16 protein-coding genes and 1 pseudogene are annotated in these 17,425 nt (G+C 59.0%); 5 read left to right on the top strand and 12 right to left on the bottom strand.

Going from position 1 to position 17,425, the window contains the following annotated elements:
* Window positions 1–78: 78 nt before the first annotated feature.
* The 6 genes from dhaL to GA0061103_RS32005 all read right to left on the bottom strand — a co-directional run bounded on the left by dhaL (window position 79) and on the right by GA0061103_RS32005 (window position 6,209).
* Window positions 79–720 (bottom strand): dihydroxyacetone kinase subunit DhaL, encoded by a 642-nt coding sequence (gene dhaL, locus GA0061103_RS32030; protein WP_092719372.1) that lies wholly within the window; start codon window positions 718–720, stop codon window positions 79–81.
* A 13-nt stretch (window positions 721–733) separates the two neighbouring features.
* Complete coding sequence (locus GA0061103_RS32025) at window positions 734–1,726, bottom strand: dihydroxyacetone kinase subunit DhaK (protein ID WP_092719369.1); 993 nt, start codon at window positions 1,724–1,726, stop codon at window positions 734–736.
* 33 nt (window positions 1,727–1,759) lie between these two features.
* Window positions 1,760–2,533: an SDR family oxidoreductase gene (locus GA0061103_RS32020; RefSeq protein WP_092719366.1), complete on the bottom strand. Its 774-nt coding sequence runs from the start codon at window positions 2,531–2,533 to the stop codon at window positions 1,760–1,762.
* A 62-nt stretch (window positions 2,534–2,595) separates the two neighbouring features.
* Window positions 2,596–3,585 (bottom strand): substrate-binding domain-containing protein, encoded by a 990-nt coding sequence (locus tag GA0061103_RS32015; protein ID WP_092719363.1) that lies wholly within the window; start codon window positions 3,583–3,585, stop codon window positions 2,596–2,598.
* 85 nt (window positions 3,586–3,670) lie between these two features.
* Window positions 3,671–4,675 carry an ABC transporter permease gene (locus GA0061103_RS32010; RefSeq protein ID WP_092719360.1) on the bottom strand — a complete coding sequence of 335 codons (1,005 nt, stop codon included), beginning with the start codon at window positions 4,673–4,675 and terminating at the stop codon, window positions 3,671–3,673.
* 55 nt (window positions 4,676–4,730) lie between these two features.
* Complete coding sequence (locus tag GA0061103_RS32005) at window positions 4,731–6,209, bottom strand: sugar ABC transporter ATP-binding protein (protein ID WP_092719356.1); 1,479 nt, start codon at window positions 6,207–6,209, stop codon at window positions 4,731–4,733.
* Window positions 6,210–6,608: 399 nt separating this feature from the next.
* Between GA0061103_RS32005 and GA0061103_RS32000 the strand changes: the two genes are divergently transcribed.
* The 3 genes from GA0061103_RS32000 (at window position 6,609) to GA0061103_RS31990 (ending at window position 9,171) form a co-directional block, all read left to right on the top strand.
* Window positions 6,609–7,193 (top strand): NADPH-dependent FMN reductase, encoded by a 585-nt coding sequence (locus GA0061103_RS32000; protein WP_092719353.1) that lies wholly within the window; start codon window positions 6,609–6,611, stop codon window positions 7,191–7,193.
* Between the two features lie 121 nt (window positions 7,194–7,314).
* Window positions 7,315–8,031, top strand: a complete 717-nt coding sequence (locus GA0061103_RS31995) for a FadR/GntR family transcriptional regulator (RefSeq protein ID WP_092719349.1) — start codon at window positions 7,315–7,317, stop codon at window positions 8,029–8,031.
* A 93-nt stretch (window positions 8,032–8,124) separates the two neighbouring features.
* Complete coding sequence (locus GA0061103_RS31990) at window positions 8,125–9,171, top strand: lactonase family protein (protein ID WP_092719346.1); 1,047 nt, start codon at window positions 8,125–8,127, stop codon at window positions 9,169–9,171.
* Between the two features lie 46 nt (window positions 9,172–9,217).
* Here the strand turns inward: GA0061103_RS31990 and GA0061103_RS31985 are convergent, their stop codons facing one another.
* A complete protein-coding gene (locus tag GA0061103_RS31985; RefSeq protein ID WP_092719342.1) occupies window positions 9,218–11,314 on the bottom strand; it encodes a putative bifunctional diguanylate cyclase/phosphodiesterase in 2,097 nt (698 codons plus the stop codon).
* Between the two features lie 322 nt (window positions 11,315–11,636).
* Here GA0061103_RS31985 and GA0061103_RS31980 point away from each other — a divergent pair, with 322 nt between their 5' ends.
* Window positions 11,637–12,551, top strand: a complete 915-nt coding sequence (locus GA0061103_RS31980) for a DMT family transporter (RefSeq protein ID WP_092719339.1) — start codon at window positions 11,637–11,639, stop codon at window positions 12,549–12,551.
* 66 nt (window positions 12,552–12,617) lie between these two features.
* Here the strand turns inward: GA0061103_RS31980 and GA0061103_RS31975 are convergent.
* A pseudogene (locus GA0061103_RS31975) lies at window positions 12,618–12,917 on the bottom strand (helix-turn-helix domain-containing protein); the annotation flags it as partial.
* 286 nt (window positions 12,918–13,203) lie between these two features.
* On the opposite strand from GA0061103_RS31975, the gene GA0061103_RS31970 reads away from it, so the two are divergent.
* Window positions 13,204–13,920 carry a hypothetical protein gene (locus tag GA0061103_RS31970; protein WP_092719336.1) on the top strand — a complete coding sequence of 239 codons (717 nt, stop codon included), beginning with the start codon at window positions 13,204–13,206 and terminating at the stop codon, window positions 13,918–13,920.
* Window positions 13,921–14,016: 96 nt separating this feature from the next.
* On the opposite strand, the gene GA0061103_RS31965 is transcribed toward GA0061103_RS31970, so the two are convergent.
* The 4 genes from GA0061103_RS31965 to GA0061103_RS31950 form a co-directional block, all read right to left on the bottom strand.
* A complete protein-coding gene (locus GA0061103_RS31965; RefSeq protein WP_092719333.1) occupies window positions 14,017–15,321 on the bottom strand; it encodes a hemolysin family protein in 1,305 nt (434 codons plus the stop codon).
* 109 nt (window positions 15,322–15,430) lie between these two features.
* Window positions 15,431–16,339, bottom strand: coding sequence for a TIGR03571 family LLM class oxidoreductase (locus GA0061103_RS31960; RefSeq protein ID WP_092719331.1), 909 nt, complete (start codon window positions 16,337–16,339; stop codon window positions 15,431–15,433).
* 169 nt (window positions 16,340–16,508) lie between these two features.
* The gene (locus GA0061103_RS31955) at window positions 16,509–16,880 is read right to left on the bottom strand and encodes a PsiF family protein (RefSeq protein ID WP_092719670.1); all 372 of its coding nucleotides are present in this window, start codon (window positions 16,878–16,880) and stop codon (window positions 16,509–16,511) included.
* A gap of 139 nt (window positions 16,881–17,019) precedes the next feature.
* A partial coding sequence (locus GA0061103_RS31950) for a zinc-binding dehydrogenase (protein ID WP_141694492.1) occupies window positions 17,020–17,425 on the bottom strand: 406 nt, incomplete at its 5' end.

Here is a 17,425-nt window from a genome sequence, read left to right as displayed (position 1 = left end):
GCAAATGCTTCTTCTTCGAAAGGGCGGCGTGCGACCCCGTGGTGGAGCACGGGATCGCGCAGCCTTGGGAGAGCCCTATTATTGCAGGCGCGCGCGAGCACCCTGAGAAAGCTCCTTCAAGATGATAGCGCAGGAGGTGGCGCCGGCATCCAGTACGCCAAGCGAACGCTCGCCCAGCCGGCTGGCGCGGCCGATCTTCGCGACGAGATTGAGCGTGGAGTCGCGACCGGCCTCTGCAGCTGCAACCAGTGCGTCCAGTGCTTCCGCAAACGGCTTGCCGGCAGCATCGGCTGCATCGAAGGCCTCGATTGCCGGAACCAGCGTGTCGAGCAACGTCTTATCGCCGACCTTGGCCGAGCCGATCGACTGGATGCCTTCGAGCCCGGCATGCAGCGCTTTGCTATAGGCTGCGGCATTGATCGCCTCGATGCCGTCGAGCTTTTCAGCAATTTCGGTGAACATGACGCCGTAGAGCGGTCCCATGGAGCCGCCAATTTCGGTCATCAGCACGGTACCCAGCGTGTCGAGCGAGGATGATAGCGACTGGTTCTTGCCCTTCAGGCGCTCGGCCGCCATGCCGAAGCCCTTGGCCATGTTGACGCCGTGATCACCGTCGCCGATCTTGCCGTCGATCTCGCTGAGATAGGCGCGGTTCTCGACGATGCGCTCGGCCATCGCCAAGACGATATCGCCCGATGTTGCATTGTTGAATGTCTGCATGCGTGCGTCCCCCTCAGAGCAGCGTCGTGCACTCGACCTCGACGTCCAGAAGCTCTTTCAGCTCCTCGTCGAGCGCCATCACGGTCAGCGTCGCGCCGACCATTTCGAGCGACGTGAAGTAGTTGCCGATATAGGTCTTGTAGATCTTCAGGCCCCGTTCGGAGATCTTCGTCTCGATCGTGTCGTTGAGGATATAGAGCTCGTTGACCGGGGTCGCGCCGAGGCCTGACACGAGGACGGCCACTTCCGTGCCGGCTGCCAGATTGTGATCATCGAGTACGATCTGACACATGTCCTCGGCAATTTCGGCCGCCGTCTTCAGTGGCTCGACGCGAACACCGGGTTCGCCATGATGGCCGATGCCGACCTCCATCGTGCCTGGCTCAATCTGGAAATTCGGATGACCGACGGCGGGCAGGGTGCAGGGACCGAGGCCGATACCGACGGAACGGCAGCTATCGATCGCCTTCTGTGCAGTCACGCGGACCTCCTCAAGGCTTGCGCCCTTGGAAGCCTTGGCGCCGCCGACCTTCCACATGAAGATTTCACCGGCGACGCCGCGGCGCTTTTCGCGCTCCTCGGGTGGTGCGGAGCAGACATCGTCGTTGGCGACCACGGTCGCGACTTCGATCCCGTCCTTGGCAGCAAGCTTCGTTGCCATCTTCACGTTCATGTTGTCGCCGGCATAGTTGCCATAAAGGCAGATGACGCCGCGGCCGCCATTGGCTTCACGAATGGCGTCGTGGAAGCTTTTGGCCGTCGGTGACGAAAAAAGCTCGCCGACCGCGACCGCATCCAGCATGTTCTTGCCGGTATAGCCGATGAAGGCCGGCTCGTGGCCTGAGCCGCCGCCGGTGATCACCCCGACCTTGCCGGCATGAGGGGCATCCTTGGCGATGACGACGCGCGGATTTTCTGCCAGACGCACGATATCCGAATGTGCCTTGATGAAGCCTTTTACAGTATCTTCAACGACTTCATCGGGATTGTTGATGAACCGCTGCATGGTCTCTCCTGTCGAATTGTCGAGCGTTCGCGCTCAAAGAATGGTGTAGCCGCCGTCGATCAGCAGATCGGCGCCGTTGATCATGTCCGCGCCGGACGAGGAGAGGAAAACAGCTGCGGCTGCAATCTCCTGCGGGAAGGCAAAGCGGCCAGTGGGGATGCGCTTCTTAGCAGCCTCGCCCTTCTCGCCAGCCCAGGCCTTCTTGCCGAGCTCTGTGAGAACGATGGTCGGGGAAATGGTGTTGACGTTGATGCCGTGCTTGCCCCATTCGGCAGCAAAGGTCTTGGACATGCCGATGACGCCGAACTTGGAGGCGCAATAGGCGACATGCTCTTCAATGGCGACGCTACCGGCCTGCGAGGCGAGGTTGACGATCTTGCCACCCTTGCCGGCGGCGATCATGGTGCGACCGACAGCTTGCGTGACCAGAAACGTGCCCTTGAGGTTGATGTTGATCGTCTTGTCCCAGTAATCGAGCGGCAGCTCCTCGGCAGGGGCAAGGAAGACGACGCCGGCGCTGTTGACGGCGATATCGATGCCACCGAAATGCGCGACGACATCGCTGACGGCCTTGTTGACCGAGGCCGGATCAGACACGTCGCAGACGAATGCTTCAGCACCGCCGCCGATTTCCGATGCCTTGGCCTTCGCCATCTCGACATTGATATCGAGAACCGCGACCTTGGCACCCTTGGAGGCGAATGCCGTCGCGACCGCAGCGCCGATGCCGGAACCGCCGCCCGTGACAAGCGCTGTCTTGCCGGACAGCGGGAAGTTCAAATCAATCTCTGGAGATGTCTCGGTCATCTTCTTCAAGCCTCTGGTCTGTGGGGGAAGGCGGGGCGACAGTTCGCCCCGCCGCATTGATCTTACTTGCGGGCCTGGAGCAGCTTGTCGACGTTTTCAGCCGTTACCGGGGTCCACGGAACATTGTAGTTCTTGTCCTTGCCGCCGTTGAACGGCATGGCCGGATACTGCTCCCAAATCTTGGATTCCGGCTTGTAGTTGCCCTTCTTGGCGGCAAAGATCGCGAGATCGAGGGCGCCCTGCGCCTGCGCGCTGGCATCCTGCAGGATGGAAGTCATCGTGCCGTCTTTCACGGCATGCAGCGCATCGGTGATGCCGTCGATACCGGCAATGGCGAAGTCCTTGACGTTGAGCTTGGCAGCCTTGATCGCTTCGATCGCACCGAGCGCCATCTCGTCATTCTGGCCAATGATGCCGTTGATCTGGCCCGGATGCGAGGTCAGCCAGTTTTCCATCAGAGTCTGGGCTTCGGCACGCGACCAGTTTGCGGTCTGGTCTTCCAGCACCTTCACATTCGGGCACTCGGCAAGCGCCTTCTTGTTGCCTTCCAGACGCGAGATTTGCGCCGACTGGCCGATCGGGCCTTCGAGGATAACGACATTGCCCTTGCAGCCGATCTTGTCGAGCACGGTCTTGGCTTCCATGTAGCCGGAGATCGTGTCGTCGGAGCCGACATAGGCGGTCAGAAGATCGGAATTGACGCGGGTGTTCGAGCCGACGACCGGGATGCCGGCATCATGAGCGGCCTGAACGGCGGTTGCAGCAGCTTCGATGTCGATCGGCACGAAGATGATCGCGTCGAACTTCTGCGTGATCATCGTATTGACCTGTTCCTGCTGAACGAGCGCGTCATAACGGCCGTCGAAGATCGTCAGATCGACGTCGCCGTTCTTGACGGCGGGATGTTCCTTCAGAGCTGCCGACCAGATCTGCATGAATTCCGCATTCAAGCCATAGGGCGCCGCGCCGATCTTCAGTTTCTTATCCTGGGCGAGGGCAGGCGACGCCAGAATTGCGGTCGCGGCAGCAAGAGCAATCAGTAATTTCTTCATTATAATTCTCCTCCGTTGAAAGTCCGGCCGTCGTCTTGACGTGCCGTTTGGTGTTCCGAGTGCGGACACTGGAATGTCTTTGGGCTCAGCCGCCCAGGTTTCTTTTTTGGTCGAGCATGACGGCGCCAACGATGAGTGCGCCCTTGAGGACCTGCTGGTAATAGGACTGGATACCCATGAGATCGAGGCCGTTGTTCATGACGCCGATGATCAACGCGCCGATCAGGGTGCCCGTGATGCGGCCGACGCCACCGGAAAGGCTGGTGCCACCAATGACGACAGCCGCGATTGCGTCGAGTTCGTACGCAATACCGGCTTGCGGCAAAGCCGAACCGGTGCGGGCGGCGAGTAGCATGCCGGCCAGGCCGGAAAGACCGCCGGAAATCACGTAAACAAGGAAGCGCAACTTGCTGACATTGATGCCCGAGGTGATGGCAGCATGCGGGTTGCCGCCGACGGCATAGATGTAGCGGCCGAAGCGGGTGCGGTTCAGCACCCACCATGCGACGATGAAGACGATGGCGAGCAGGATGACCGGCATCGGGATCGAGAGTACGTCGCCTGTGCCAATCCAGCGGAAGTCAGACGTGAGAGCCGGAACCGGCTTGCCGCCGCCATAGATCAGCGTCAGGCCGCGTGCAGCGGAAAGCATACCGAGCGTCGCGACAAAAGCGGGAACGGCAAACCGTGAAACGATGAGGCCGACCACGGCGCCGCAGCCGATACCGACCAGCAAGCCGACGGCGAGTGCGACATAGGGCGGGTAAGGTGCACCGATGATCCCGGCTGTCGCCGATGTCGTGGCGAAGCTCGCGCTGACGATGCCGGTGAGCGCGACCACGGAGCCCACCGAGAGATCGATGCCGCGCGTCAGGATGACGAATGTCATGCCGATTGCCAGCACGCCGTTGATCGAGGTCTGCAGCAGCACGTTGGAGATGTTGCCGGCCGTCAGGAAATATTGGTTCGAAACGGAGAGGACAGCTGCGAGCAGGAGGAAGGCGAGAAAGATCCCGTATTCCTGAATGATCAATCGCCGGCGCTCCGAGCCGAACCAGGAGTTGGACTGATTGTTGTCAGTGGCGGACATTGCAAATACCTTTTGTTGCCGGGCGCTTCATTCTGGGCTTCAAGCTCTGCCGCATTCAGGTCGACAAATGCACGAGCGATTGCGCGTCGGCCTCCTCCCTCTTGAGAATTCCGGCGGAGCGTCCCTGACGCATCACCAGGATGCGGTCGGACATGCCGAGAACCTCGTCTATTTCCGATGAGATCATGATGACGGTGCCGCCTTCGGCGGCGAAGTCGCAGATGACGCGATAGATTTCACGCTTGGCGCCGACGTCGACGCCGCGCGTGGGTTCATCGAGCAGCAGCACTTTTGGCTTGCGCAGGAACCACTTGCCGAGCACGACCTTCTGCTGATTGCCGCCGGAAAGGCCGGAGACGGGCATGCTGTCGCGTGCCGCCTTGATGCCGAAGCGCTTGATCATGTCCTGGCTGGCGCTGGCCTCGGCCCGACGATCCATGGAGAAACGCGGGCTCATTTCGGGCAGGCTCGCGAGGCAGATGTTGTTGCGAACGCTGTCGATCAGGTTGAGACCGGTCAGCTTGCGGTCTTCCGTCACGAAGGCGATGCCGTGCTGCATGGCTTCGGCCGGCTTGCGAACGGTGATGGGTTCGCCGGCAAGCTTGATCTCGCCACTACTGACGGCATCGACGCCGAAGATGCAGTTGAAGATCTCGGTGCGGCCGGACCCCATCAGGCCGTAAATGCCGAAAATCTCGCCCTTGTGAGCGGTGAACGAGATATCGTTGACCTTGCCTTCCGCCGTGAGGCCGGCAACTTCCAGCCCGGGTGCAGCAGTCGGCACATTGGTCTTGATGTATTCCTCGCCAAGCTCACCGCCGACGATCATGCGGATGAGACCAGGCCGATCAATATCGGCGAGCGCGCCGCTGCCGACATAGGATCCATCGCGAAAGGCCGTGTAGGAATCGGCGATCTGGAAGATTTCGGACAGGCGATGCGAGACATAGACGACGCCCTTGCCCTCCGCCTTCAGTCGCTCGATGGTCGCAAACAGCTGCTGCGCTTCCTTCTCGCCGATCGCCGAAGTGGGCTCATCCATGAAAATCACTTCGGCATCGTGGCTCAGCGCCTTGGCGATCTCGACCAGCTGAACCTGCGCGACCGAAAGGTTCATCATGAATTGCGTGGCGCGGATGTTGAACTGCAGCCGGTCAAGCAGCGCCTGCGCATTGCGGTTCATCGTCTTGAAATCGATGCCGCCGAAGCGGGCAGATGGCTCGCGACCGAGATAGATGTTTTCCGCCACGGTCATATGCGGGATGGGGCTGAGCTCCTGCTCGATGATGGCAATGCCGGCTGCGAGCGCCTCTGCGGGGCTTGCATAATCCACATCCTTGCCGCGGCGACGAATAGAGCCAGCATCGCGCTTGTGAATGCCCATCAGGATCTTGAGGAACGTCGATTTGCCCGCACCGTTGCCACCGCACAAGGCATGAACGGAACCGGAGCGCAGCTGAAAGCGCCCGTCGCGCAATGCAGCAACGCCGCCAAAGGACTTTTTCAGCCCCTCTACTTCAAGCAGGAATTCCACTTTCCCCTCCGCACTCCGGATGCTGGAGCGACTCCCGACGACACCGTCGATCACTGCCCAGCACCAATTTGACAATATTCGAAGTGCTTTCGACAAATGTCAATATACTTGTGCAGAAATCATGTGATTGCGGCATGGCGCGTTGCCATCACAGAGAGAATTCGTTTGAGGATGCGTCGATAAGCATTTGTAATTATTGCTGATAAAGAGAATTTATTCGGCGCGGAGGCGACAAATAGCCGGCTTGGAGAATGCCGTTTTGACGGGACGCGGCGTAGATGGCATCGATGGAATGCCGTGATTACGCAGAAAAAGTTCGTTGTGGACGGGGAGAATCCGCCTAATCCTAAGGTGTAACGCGGTTTCATCCGGTGCCGCCGGCGACGGAGCAAGACAGAGATGCATTCATCGAAAATCACCATTCTCTCCTGCAGCATGGATCCGGAAAGCCGGAGCCGCCGCATGGCTCGTGACGCAGAAAGCCTATTGCGGGAGAGAGGGGCCGAAGTTGAGTTTATCGATCTTCAGGATCTTGAGCTGCCTGTATTCGACAACTTGAAGTGCTATGAGCATCCTTCATACGACAGGCTGTATCATGCAATTCGCGATGCGGATGGTGTGCTGCTTGCTGTGCCCATTTACAATTGGTCGGTGGGCAGTGCTGCCAAGAGCCTGATCGAGCTTACCGGCGCGACGGGTGAGGGCGGACGAAAATCGGCCTGGTTCGACCAGATCGTCACCATCGTCTGCTCCGGCGGGCTCCCGCATAGCTATATGGCATACGGAAGTCTCGCCATGTCACTGATGCTCGATTTCAAATGCGTGATCAATCCCTATGTCGTCTACGCCACGGAGAGGGATTGGATCGATGGCCTCATCCTTTCCGATGCCCTTGTGGCAAGGCTGAAGAAAACGATCGAGGTCAAGCTGGAACTGTCATCGGGCCTGAGAGCCAGAACATATACGTCCGACTGGGAAATCTAATTGCCTGCCTGCCCGGATTGCATTCGATGCGCCCCATGTTAAGACTATTCGTATTATGACTTAACGCTGACTATAAGAAGCGGCTGCGGATGAACAGCGGGAATAGAATCGGGGATCGGGAATGACGACAAATGCCCGGGCGAGGCAAAGGCTGGCACAAAGGGTCATCGATGACTTGCGCATGCAGATTGAGACGGGCAAGCTTCAGGCAGGTGACCAGCTTCCGACGGAACCGCAGCTCGAAGCGGCCTTCGATGTCAGCCGGACCGTGGTGCGTGAGGCGATTGCCGATCTTCGTGCCGCGGGCCTCGTCAAGCCCGTTCAGGGCAAGGGGGTATTCGTTTCCGAAACGTCGGCACGATCCGGTCTGCTGCTGACGCCGGTCGAGGTCAAGAGCATCCCCGAGACGCTGGAACTGCTGGAATTCCGCATGGCTGCGGAAGGCGAGGCGGCGGCAATCGCCGCCTATCGCAGAACGGCCGAACAGGAAGCGGCAATTGCTGCCGCCAACCGCAGGATGGCGCTGCTGATAGAGCAGGGGCTATCGACCGTCGAAGCGGATTATGAATTCCACATGGCGATAGCCGCTGCCACGAACAACCGCTTCTATGTCGACGTACTCCGGCATTTCGGTGCCCGAACCATTCCGCGTAGACAGTTTCCGACATTGCCTGAAGCGAATGATCGCGCCTATCTGGAGAAGGTGCATGCCGAGCATGCGGAAATCCTGACGGCGATTGCCGATCAGGACCCTGAGCGAGCGCGTCAGGCGATGCGGGCACATATGCTGGCCAGCCAGCGACGCTATCGTCTGCTCGCGGAATTGCAGGCGCAATAATGCTCCACACATTGCTATGGTCATACTATGTCATATGATATTAAGCGATCGTCGCCGGTTAAACCCGCCCCCGATGCTCGGACGAGGTGATTAGTGGTTCAGACGTCTTCCAGCGTATCTCGCACATTCGTCTACGTCTCGGCGGCAGTTGCCGGAACGATCGATGCTTACAGGATGGACGGGGCTACAGGCACGCTCACGCCGATATCCGGCGTGGATGTCGGCCCGATGGTCATGCCGATGACCGTCAGTCCCGACCGGCGGCATCTCTATGCCGTCATTCGTGAGCAGCCTTATCGGGTACTGACGCTGGCGATCGACCCTGAAAGCGGCAGGCTAAGGCAGGAGGCCGTCGCCGCTCTGCCCGACAGCATGGCCTACATCTCCCTCGATCCGACGGGTGGGCTTCTATTCGCTGCTTCCTATGGCGGTAGCAAAATCGCCGTGCTGCTGATCGGCAAGAACGGGTTGGTCACCGCGCAGGCTCAGCAAGTGATCGCAACCGGGCGCAACGCACATTCGATCGTCAGTGACCGAACAGGCAAATATGTCTTTGCCACCAATCTCGGCTCCGATGCCGTGCAGCAATTCACTCTCGACCCCGAGACCGGGATACTGAAGCCGAACGATCCAATGCAGGTTGAGACCGGCGCCGGCTTTGGTCCGCGGCACATCGTCATCTCTCCCGACAACAAGGCGGTGTACGTCCTGACGGAACTGACCGGCCATGTCATCCACTATGCGCTCGATAATGATAAGGGCACCTTGAGCGAGATCGAAAGTGTTGCTTCCGTTCCTGAGTCAGCAGACGGCAGCAAGCCGAAGGTCTGGGCCGCAGATATCGGCATCACACCGAACGGCAAATTTCTTTATACGACGGAGAGAACCACCAGCCGGATTGCACTCTTCCGCGTCGAGGCAGGCAGCGGGAGACTGACCTACGTCACGAACTATTCGACCGAGCAGCAGCCGCGCGGTATCCGCATCGATCCATCGGGCCGGTTTCTTGTCGCATCCGGCGAGAAGTCCGACAGGCTGTCGGTCTATGCTATCGACCAGGCCGATGGCGGTCTCGGCCTGGTGGGGCGATATCCAGTCAATGCCGGTGCGAACTGGCTAGAGATCGTGACATTTCCTTGAGACGCGCCCGCATGCGGCAAGCATCAAGCCGCTCTTGGGCAAATATCTACCTAGCTTTCGCAGCGGTTCCGGCAATCATGCTTTCGATCTCGGAGGAAGGAAGGGGCCGGGCGAACAGATAACCCTGAAGCAGTTCGCATCCGGCACCTTCGAGAAAACGGGCCTGCTCCTCGGTCTCGACGCCTTCCGCTACGACTTCCAGATCGAGTGTTCTGCCAAGCGATACGATAGCGGAGGTAATGGCCATATCGCCGGGCTTTTCCGGAATATCGGCAATGAACGATCTATCGATTTTCAACCGGGAAAGCGGAAAGCGCCTGAGGGTACTCAGGCTTGAATATCCGGTGCCGAAATCATCAATCGCGAGGCTGACACCTAGCTTCTTCAGCTCATGCATCCGCTCAATGGCGCCTTCGACATCACGCATGATCAAGCTTTCCGTCAATTCGAGCTCGAGCCATTGCGGATCGAGACCCGCCGATTGCAGCGCGGATGCGACCTGGTTCGTCAGCGAACTCTCCAGGAATTGCCGGGCCGATACGTTAACGCCCATACGCAGTGCGGGCAGATCACGATCCTGCCATAGCCGCGCTTGCTGGCAGGCTTTGCGCAGAACGATTTCGCCGAGCGGGACGATGAGTCCCGTTTCCTCGGCGAGCGGAATGAAGGCGCCGGGCAGCAATAAGCCCTGAGTAGGATGCTGCCACCGCACAAGGGCCTCGACGCCGATGACCTTGCCGCTGCGTACTTCCTTTTGCGGCTGATAATGCAGCACGAATTCGTCCCGCTCCACGGCACGCCGTAATTCTTCGATGCGAATCAGCTTGTTGCGGGCGTCCTCCGCCATGGCCGGCGTGAACAGTCGAATGGCGTTGCGCCCCGCTTCCTTGGCACGATAGAGAGCCATGTCGGCATTCGCGAACAGTTCCGAGGCCGTCTTGCCATGCTCCATGGCGCAAGCCACACCAATGCTGCAGCCCACGCGGATTTCAACCCCCTGGATGGTCATTGGCTTGGATATGTCTGCCAGAACCGCCGCGAGCCTTTCATATATCGGCTCAGAGTTCTCTTCGAGAACGATGATGAATTCATCGCCGCCGATCCGAGACACGATGCCGCGAGCGCCGACATGGGTCGATATGCGCTGCGCAACCACCGTCAGCAATTCGTCGCCAGCCGCATGGCCTAGGGTGTCGTTCACCAGCTTGAAATTGTCCAGGTCGACAAAGGCAACGGCCAGAGACCTTCGCTTCCGTGCTGCTTTTTCGAGCAGGGCGCTGAGCTTGCGGTCGAGCAACATGCGGTTGGGCAGGCCGGTGAGCGCATCATGTTCGGCCAGATAGGCAATATGGGCGATGTCCCGATAGCGATCGATGGCTATTCCAACTGTCTGCGCTATGCCAGCGAAGAATTCCATAAGTCCGGCTTCATCGCCATCGGTTTGCACCGTTACCAAGGCCCCATGCTGGCCACCGTCCCGCGAGAAAATGGGAAATTCCAGGATGTCGCCGGCAAGGGACTCGGCTTGCTCGCCGTCGAGAGCGAAACTGACCCGTCTGCCATTGAGCAAGCCCTCAAGAAGCATCCGGGCCTCCTTGAGAAACACATCGAGATCGACGCCTCGGGCCACATCCTGCAGAAGTTTCGTTTGAGCGCTCATCAATTTTTCCGCCCGTTTTCGAGCGGAAATATCGCGGGATGCTCCGACGACGCCGATGATATTGCCGTTTCTATCGCGCAGCGGCACTCGCGACATCATGAGCCAGCCTTCACCCTTGAGGCGCCGCTCTTCGACGCCGAGATCGGCTTTGCCGCTTTCCATCACCTGTCGTTCGACTTCTTCGATCTTGTGGGCGTCGGCCATCGGGTGAATTTCGGCGTCGGTAAGGCCGATCAGTTCGTCGACATGCGTGAAACCATTGTTGAGGACGATCGCCATGTTGGCAAAAAGGAACCGGCCGCCCCTGTCCTTGGCATAGATATAGTCCGGCACGTAGTTGATCATCGCCTCGAGCCATTCGTAACGCTCGGCGAGAGACAGATACCGAGCCTGAAGCGATTCAAACGGCTCGCGGACCTGCTCGTCCTCACCGTCTTGATCTCGGTGCTTAGGCTCTGGCGATCCATCCGGCGGCTGCATCATTTATGTTCTCTCACCCGGCAAGTGGACAATATCGGCAGGCAATTCTGCAACAATGAAAGCGTATAGGCATGTCGACCTTCGTCGCAGGCGAGGGTTGGTTTCTCTGTTCACATAAATGTTATCATATAACCGAATTTATAAACATCCGCTCAAGTTTTACAGGAAGAGCGCGTCTGTCCCAACGGGTGCGCAAGCGCTTACATAGTGAAAGCCAATGGATTTTCCGGGATGAACCGTCGGCAATGAATGCCATTGCGGGCAGGGGGCAAAACCGGCTAAAGCGCAGGTGGTGGAAACGCTGGATTCGCAAGGACAAAATAGTATGCGCGTGGGCAAAGCCGTAATAAGCGGCAATCTTGTGCTTGCCGGCATGCTGATGATGCTTTTCGGCGACTTCCTGTTTTCTCTGAACGACGCCATGGGCAAGTGGCTCGTTGCGAGTTTCTCCGTCGGCCAGATTCTGGTGATCCGCTCTTTCGGTTCGTTCATTATTCTGGCGCCGATGATCGCGCGGCAGGGCAGCGACGCGCTTTTTCGCCTCGAACGGCCGCCGTTGCAGCTTTTGCGTGTCGTCGTGACAACGCTCGACGTCGCTCTCTTTTACGCCGCTGTCGCCTATCTGCCGCTTGCCGATGTCATGACCTTCTATATGGCTGGTCCCATCTATGTGGCGGCGATCTCACATTTCTTCCTGAATGAGAGGATCGGCTGGCGGCGCTGGCTGGCGGTTTTCGTCGGCTTTATCGGTGTATTGATCGCCCTTAGACCTTCGGCGGCAATGTTTTCCTGGCCGTCACTTTTCGGCCTTGGCGGCAGCCTTGCATTCGCATTGACCCTGGTACTCGGGCGGCGGCTGCGGCAGACGGCCGATGCGACGCTTGTCGCGTGGCAGACGGTCGGCGCGCTCATCACCGGTTTGGTGCTGAGCATTGGCGACTGGCGCTCGGCATCCGCGCTCGATCTTGGCGCCATGCTTGCTCTCGGCATCGTCGCCGGCAGCGCCCATATGCTGATAACCCGATCCTTGAAGCTTGCTCCGGCGTCGCTCCTAGCTCCGCTGCAATACAGCCTGCTTGTCTGGGCGATTGTACTGGGCTTCCTTTTCTTCGGCGATATTCCCGACACCCAGATCGTCATCGGCTCTGTCATCATCGTCCTTGCCGGGCTTTTCATTTTCCATCGGAAGAATCTGGTCGATACGGTGCCGAAAGACGCTGTTCCTCGGGATGGACATTGAGGCAGTCGCATCGCGCGGCAGGCTGCCGAGACGTGCGGGCTACCGGGTATCCTTGATTGGAACCTTGCGCTCGACGAGAGGATGAAGGCGACGACGATCAGAGAGGGGCGAAGGCATTTCGCAAACCAGCGTCACCGCGTAATCGCGAACGCCGTCACTGATCCGGTTGTTCGACGTCCGGCCGATCGCCTTATGCCGGATCGACGCGGCACCGCCAGTGCGCATCCGCTCCAGAAGACGGCGGACCTGGCGCGTACTCAGATCAAGCACATGCGAAGCCGACACCATCGTCATCCGACCATCGACCACCTTCGACAAAATCTCGATCCGCTGCAGATCGCGCTCGCTCATCGCAATCAATCCCATCCGCAATCTCCCAGGTCATCAAACCCGGGGAGAGTGACATTCCAACTTTGCAGAAACAGGACACTTCAACTTTGCGGCCACAGCCGAAAATCAGATAATCTATGTTATGGAACTTAAGCCAATCTGGTGAGCCTTGTCTTTTTGACGCGAAACGTATGTCGGCAAACTGCGGTTCTTCGGGATAAAACGTGGCTTTGTCCGTTGCGTTCGCCTCGAAATATGGGAGCCTTGCATTCCACTATCAGCGAATGGCGTGTTCCACGCGCGGAGTGATTCGGAAATGGCAATGCGACTTGATCCGTTCTTGGAAGCGGCTGATGCCCAACGGGTTATTTCTGTGCTCCAGAAGTTGAACGCCTGCAGTCTGGATTATGCCCTCACCGGAGGAATAGCATTGGAGCCAAGTCTTGGTTCTGAGCTTGGCCGTCAGCGCGCTTTCAGCGATATCGATATTGTCGCCTCGACGTTCGAGGCATTGCCGTCGACCCTCGCCTCGGCATTTATGATTAGCCATGCACATCCGGATCGTCCATTAGGTAAGCTGGCCATCCAGCTTGTGGAACCAAACCAGCGTGTGCGCGTCGACGTGTTTAGCGCGTGCGGTGATACGTTAGCGCGGACCAGACCTGCGCTGATTGGCGACCTGACGATCAAGGTCGTCGCTGTCGAAGACCTTGCCTGCCGCATTGCTTTGGAAATGATGGGCTTTAGCAGAGGTGATTCAGTCCCGCCCAAATGTGCTGACGATCATATTCGTGCGAGGCAGGCGGTAGATATGGACCTCGTTGAAACAGCTTGGCAGGATCAGCGCCGGGAGATGGATCCTTTGACATATGCCGAAGCGGCGGTTCAGATTGCCGACGCCATGGAACGACAGACCGGAAAGCTTGCAAGGCAAGTCTATTGCACGGATTCACACGCAGGCTGCCGTCATTGCCGCGACACAGCACACTTCGCGGTAGCGTCTCCCAAGTCGATCCTTGCCATACTCGGCTACTGCTAACCAAAGTCGCTTCGAAACTCGGGCGGAGGCAATTTTGAAACCGATCCGATGCCGGCATATCCGTGACGAAACGACGGACCGCCTTTCGGATGAGTCTCAGTGATCGGCTCCGCGAGTGGCGTCGTCCGCGCTCACCAGCAGCTTGTCGATCCTACGACCATCGAGATCCACGACCTCGAAGCGCCAGCCGTTCTTCGAAAAACTCTCGCCCACATCCGGAAGATGGCGCAGCTCCTGCAGCACGAAGCCTGCGACCGTCTGGTAGTCGCGATCGTCTTCGATCGGCAGGTTCATGAAATCGGCGAACTCGTCGATAGGCATCCAGCCGGACACGAGATAGCTGCCGTCGTGGCGGCGGACGAGAGCCTGCTCACCGCCGGCATCGGTTTCCTCCTGAACGGCTCCCAGGATGGCTTCGAGGATATCGCCTGATGTGATAACACCTTCGAAGTGGCCGTATTCATCATAGACCAGCACCATATGCGAAGAAGAACGGCGCAGCGCCTTGACAACGTCAAGGGCGCTAGAAAGGTCCGAAACGATCGGCACCTGCTTGGCAAGCTTCAGAATGTCGGCCTGACCGTCGGAGGCCAGCGCATCGAAGAAATCGCTGGTTGTCAGCACGCCGACGATTTCATCGGAGCTGTCCTTGCGCAACGGTAGCCGCGCCTTCTCGGTGCGGCGCAACTGCTCGCGGACCTCGTCGAAACCGTCCTCGATATCGATGACCTCCACGTCGCGGCGTGGTGTCATCAATGCTCTTGCGGTTCGGTCGGCCAACCGCATGACGCCCGAGATCATCGCCTGCTCTTCCGTCGCGATGACGCCAGCGCTTTGCGCTTCCGCCAGAACCGTCTTGATTTCCTCGTCGCTGACACCATCCGCGGCCTTGCCGGATTGTCCGAGTGCGCTCAGAACCAGCCGTCCCGAGATGTCGAGCAACCAGACGAGCGGCGCTGCGGCCCGGGAAAGAAACACCATGGCCGGCGCGACCTTGCTGGCGACCGCTTCCGGCGCCCGCAGAGCGACCTGCTTCGGCACGAGCTCGCCGATGATCAACGATAGATAGGTGATGGCGACCACGACGGAACCGACGCCGATAGCATCGGCGGCTGCGACCGAAAGACCTTGGGCGGCAAGCCAGCCCGACAGCCGAGCGCCGAGTGTGGCGCCCGAGAACGCGCCGGACAGGACGCCGACGAGCGTGATGCCGATCTGCACGGTTGAAAGGAAGCGGCCCGGCTCTTCCGCAAGTCTCATCGCCATGGTCGCACCTCTGCTGCCTTGGTCGGAAAGCACCTTCAGGCGGGCTGGACGGGATGAGACGATCGCCAATTCCGACATGGCAAGCACGCCGTTAAGCAGAGTGAGAACGATGACGATAGAAATTTCGAGAAGCAATGTCGGCCCTTTTTGGTTTCAGCCGAAAGATAGGTGGCGAGAGCTGCAAAAGCCAGCGTTGCATGGACATGATTTCCATGACGCCGCCATCGAGGGCAATTTACTGAGGCTATCGCATGGCCGGCAGAATATCCGTGGCGATCTCTTCCATGGTTTCCCCGGCCGGGCGTCCCTGCGCGACAAGATTGAAGGCGACATGATGAATGCCCGCTTCACGCATCGCCGACAAGGCGGCGATCAGCCCTCGCCTGCCGGTTCTGCCGCCGAGATTGATCTCCTCATAGCTGGCCTGAGGGTTATCGAGCAGATCAAGGACCATGGACTGGCCGAAGCCGCGAAAATCCTTGGTTACCTTAGCCTGGGCATTATGCCAAAGCGCCAACCGGTCTTTCTGAACGGGTAGCGGCCGGTAATAGGTCATCCAGGCTGTCGCCTGGCGGGCGATCCATTCGAGGGATTGCGACGATGAACCGACCGCCACCATGGGAATGGGTGGTTGTTGCAGCGCAGGCCTGATGGCGAACTCGTTTCGCACACGATCGCTTTCATCGATGACCTTCTGATCCGGACTAAGCGCAGCGGCGAGGCGCTCCCAATGCGATTGAAAGAGCGCCTTGCGGTTCTCAATATCCTCTCCGAAAACGTCATATTCGCTCGGTCGGTCTCCCGAGCCGAGACCGAGGACGAATCGCCCCTTCGACAGAGAGGCAATGGACAGCGCGGCCTTGGCGATATGGAGCGGATGCCGCAAAGGCAACACGATCGCGCCTGTCGCCAGCGCTATCTTCGATGTGGAAGCGGCTAGAGCTCCGAGGAAGACCCAGGGGTCGGCATGCCCGATCGGATCGGGATAGCTTTCACTGTTAAGGGGAACATCCCTCACCCACAGCGCATCGAAACCCAATTTATCGGCTTGGGCTGCGATGCCGAGCTGAGTATCGAACTCTATGTCGGCGGCAATTCTCGTTTGCGCCGGCAGAACTATGCCGAATGAAAGTCTATCGGGATGGAAAAGCACGTCGCGCCCTGAAATTGATATCCTTGCCAAGGAGATAAGGAGGCTTGCGCTTGAGGAAAAGGGGGGCGTGAGGCGGTACGGTGATGCGCGAGGCAAGTAGCCCGCCCCGTAGAGCGGACTGTCATTGCGTAACCGTTCCAGTGCGGATCCGTGATCGTGGACCGCTTGTTCAGCTCGCGGTGATGCACTGCTTGACGTAATCGCGCAATGCTTTCTTCTCCAGACCTTTGGTGGTGCCTTCGTCATGACAGGTCTTGCGCTTTGCCAGGACCGGATACTTCTGCTGCAAGCAGCTTTTGACTGCGTCCTTGCGTGCCTCGCCCTTGAGGCCTTGCCCCGTCGCATCCTGCCGGCAGGCTTGCCGTGCCGTCTTGATCTCATCCTTCGACGGCATGGTCGACGATGGAGCCGATGTGGAAGGAGTTGTGGCGGGAGCTGGCGTTGCGGTCGTCGCTGGTGTCGTCGTTTGCGCGAAGACCACGGTTGCGGAAGACAGGGCGAAGAGAGCGGCGGCGGTCGCACTTAGCAGCTTGCTGGTCATGGGCATATCCTTTTGCCTGAAGGCCATTCATGTTCAAGCCGCCGACCTCATCACGAGGCCGGCGTACGTCTTGAACGATGATCCTTGGCTTATCCGTCGCTCGGACCGCCAAAAAATTCCGGCAAGGTCGCCTGCGCCTTCAGTAAACCACGACGCCTCTGACACTCTTTCCGGAGTGCATGAGCTCAAAGCCCTTGTTGATGTCTTCGAGCGGCATGGTGTGGGTGATCATCGGATCGATCTGGATCTTGCCCTCCATGTACCAGTCGACGATCTTCGGAACATCGGTACGGCCACGCGCGCCGCCGAAGGCCGTGCCCATCCACGAGCGGCCCGTCACCAGCTGGAATGGACGCGTCGAAATCTCCTGGCCGGCGCCGGCAACGCCGATGACCACGGACTTGCCCCAGCCGCGATGGCTTGCCTCCAGTGCCTGGCGCATCACCTTGGTGTTGCCCGTGCAGTCGAAAGTGTAGTCGGCGCCGCCGATCTGGTCGGCCCCACGCTTCGTCATGTTGACGAGATAGGGCACGATATCGTCGCCG

Origin of the sequence: Martinezella multihospitum (genome assembly GCF_900094585.1) — a bacterium.
GTDB lineage: Bacteria > Pseudomonadota > Alphaproteobacteria > Rhizobiales > Rhizobiaceae > Rhizobium > Rhizobium multihospitium.
The sequence above is the reverse complement of the archived record's forward strand: the minus strand, read 5'-3'. Positions and strand labels throughout refer to the sequence as shown.

Excerpts from the sequence above, each read along its gene's own strand:
- GA0061103_RS31985 (WP_092719342.1), bottom strand. The coding sequence starts at position 11,314 with ATGATGCAGCCGCCGGATGGATCGCCAGAGCCTAAGCACCGAGATCAA.
- GA0061103_RS32015 (WP_092719363.1), bottom strand. The coding sequence starts at position 3,585 with ATGAAGAAATTACTGATTGCTCTTGCTGCCGCGACCGCAATTCTGGCG.
- GA0061103_RS31970 (WP_092719336.1), top strand. The coding sequence starts at position 13,204 with ATGCGACTTGATCCGTTCTTGGAAGCGGCTGATGCCCAACGGGTTATT.
- GA0061103_RS31995 (WP_092719349.1), top strand. The coding sequence starts at position 7,315 with ATGACGACAAATGCCCGGGCGAGGCAAAGGCTGGCACAAAGGGTCATC.
- GA0061103_RS31980 (WP_092719339.1), top strand. The coding sequence starts at position 11,637 with ATGCGCGTGGGCAAAGCCGTAATAAGCGGCAATCTTGTGCTTGCCGGC.
- GA0061103_RS32010 (WP_092719360.1), bottom strand. The coding sequence starts at position 4,675 with ATGTCCGCCACTGACAACAATCAGTCCAACTCCTGGTTCGGCTCGGAG.
- GA0061103_RS31955 (WP_092719670.1), bottom strand. The coding sequence starts at position 16,880 with ATGACCAGCAAGCTGCTAAGTGCGACCGCCGCCGCTCTCTTCGCCCTG.
- GA0061103_RS32020 (WP_092719366.1), bottom strand. The coding sequence starts at position 2,533 with ATGACCGAGACATCTCCAGAGATTGATTTGAACTTCCCGCTGTCCGGC.
- GA0061103_RS32025 (WP_092719369.1), bottom strand. The coding sequence starts at position 1,726 with ATGCAGCGGTTCATCAACAATCCCGATGAAGTCGTTGAAGATACTGTA.
- dhaL (WP_092719372.1), bottom strand. The coding sequence starts at position 720 with ATGCAGACATTCAACAATGCAACATCGGGCGATATCGTCTTGGCGATG.
- GA0061103_RS32000 (WP_092719353.1), top strand. The coding sequence starts at position 6,609 with ATGCATTCATCGAAAATCACCATTCTCTCCTGCAGCATGGATCCGGAA.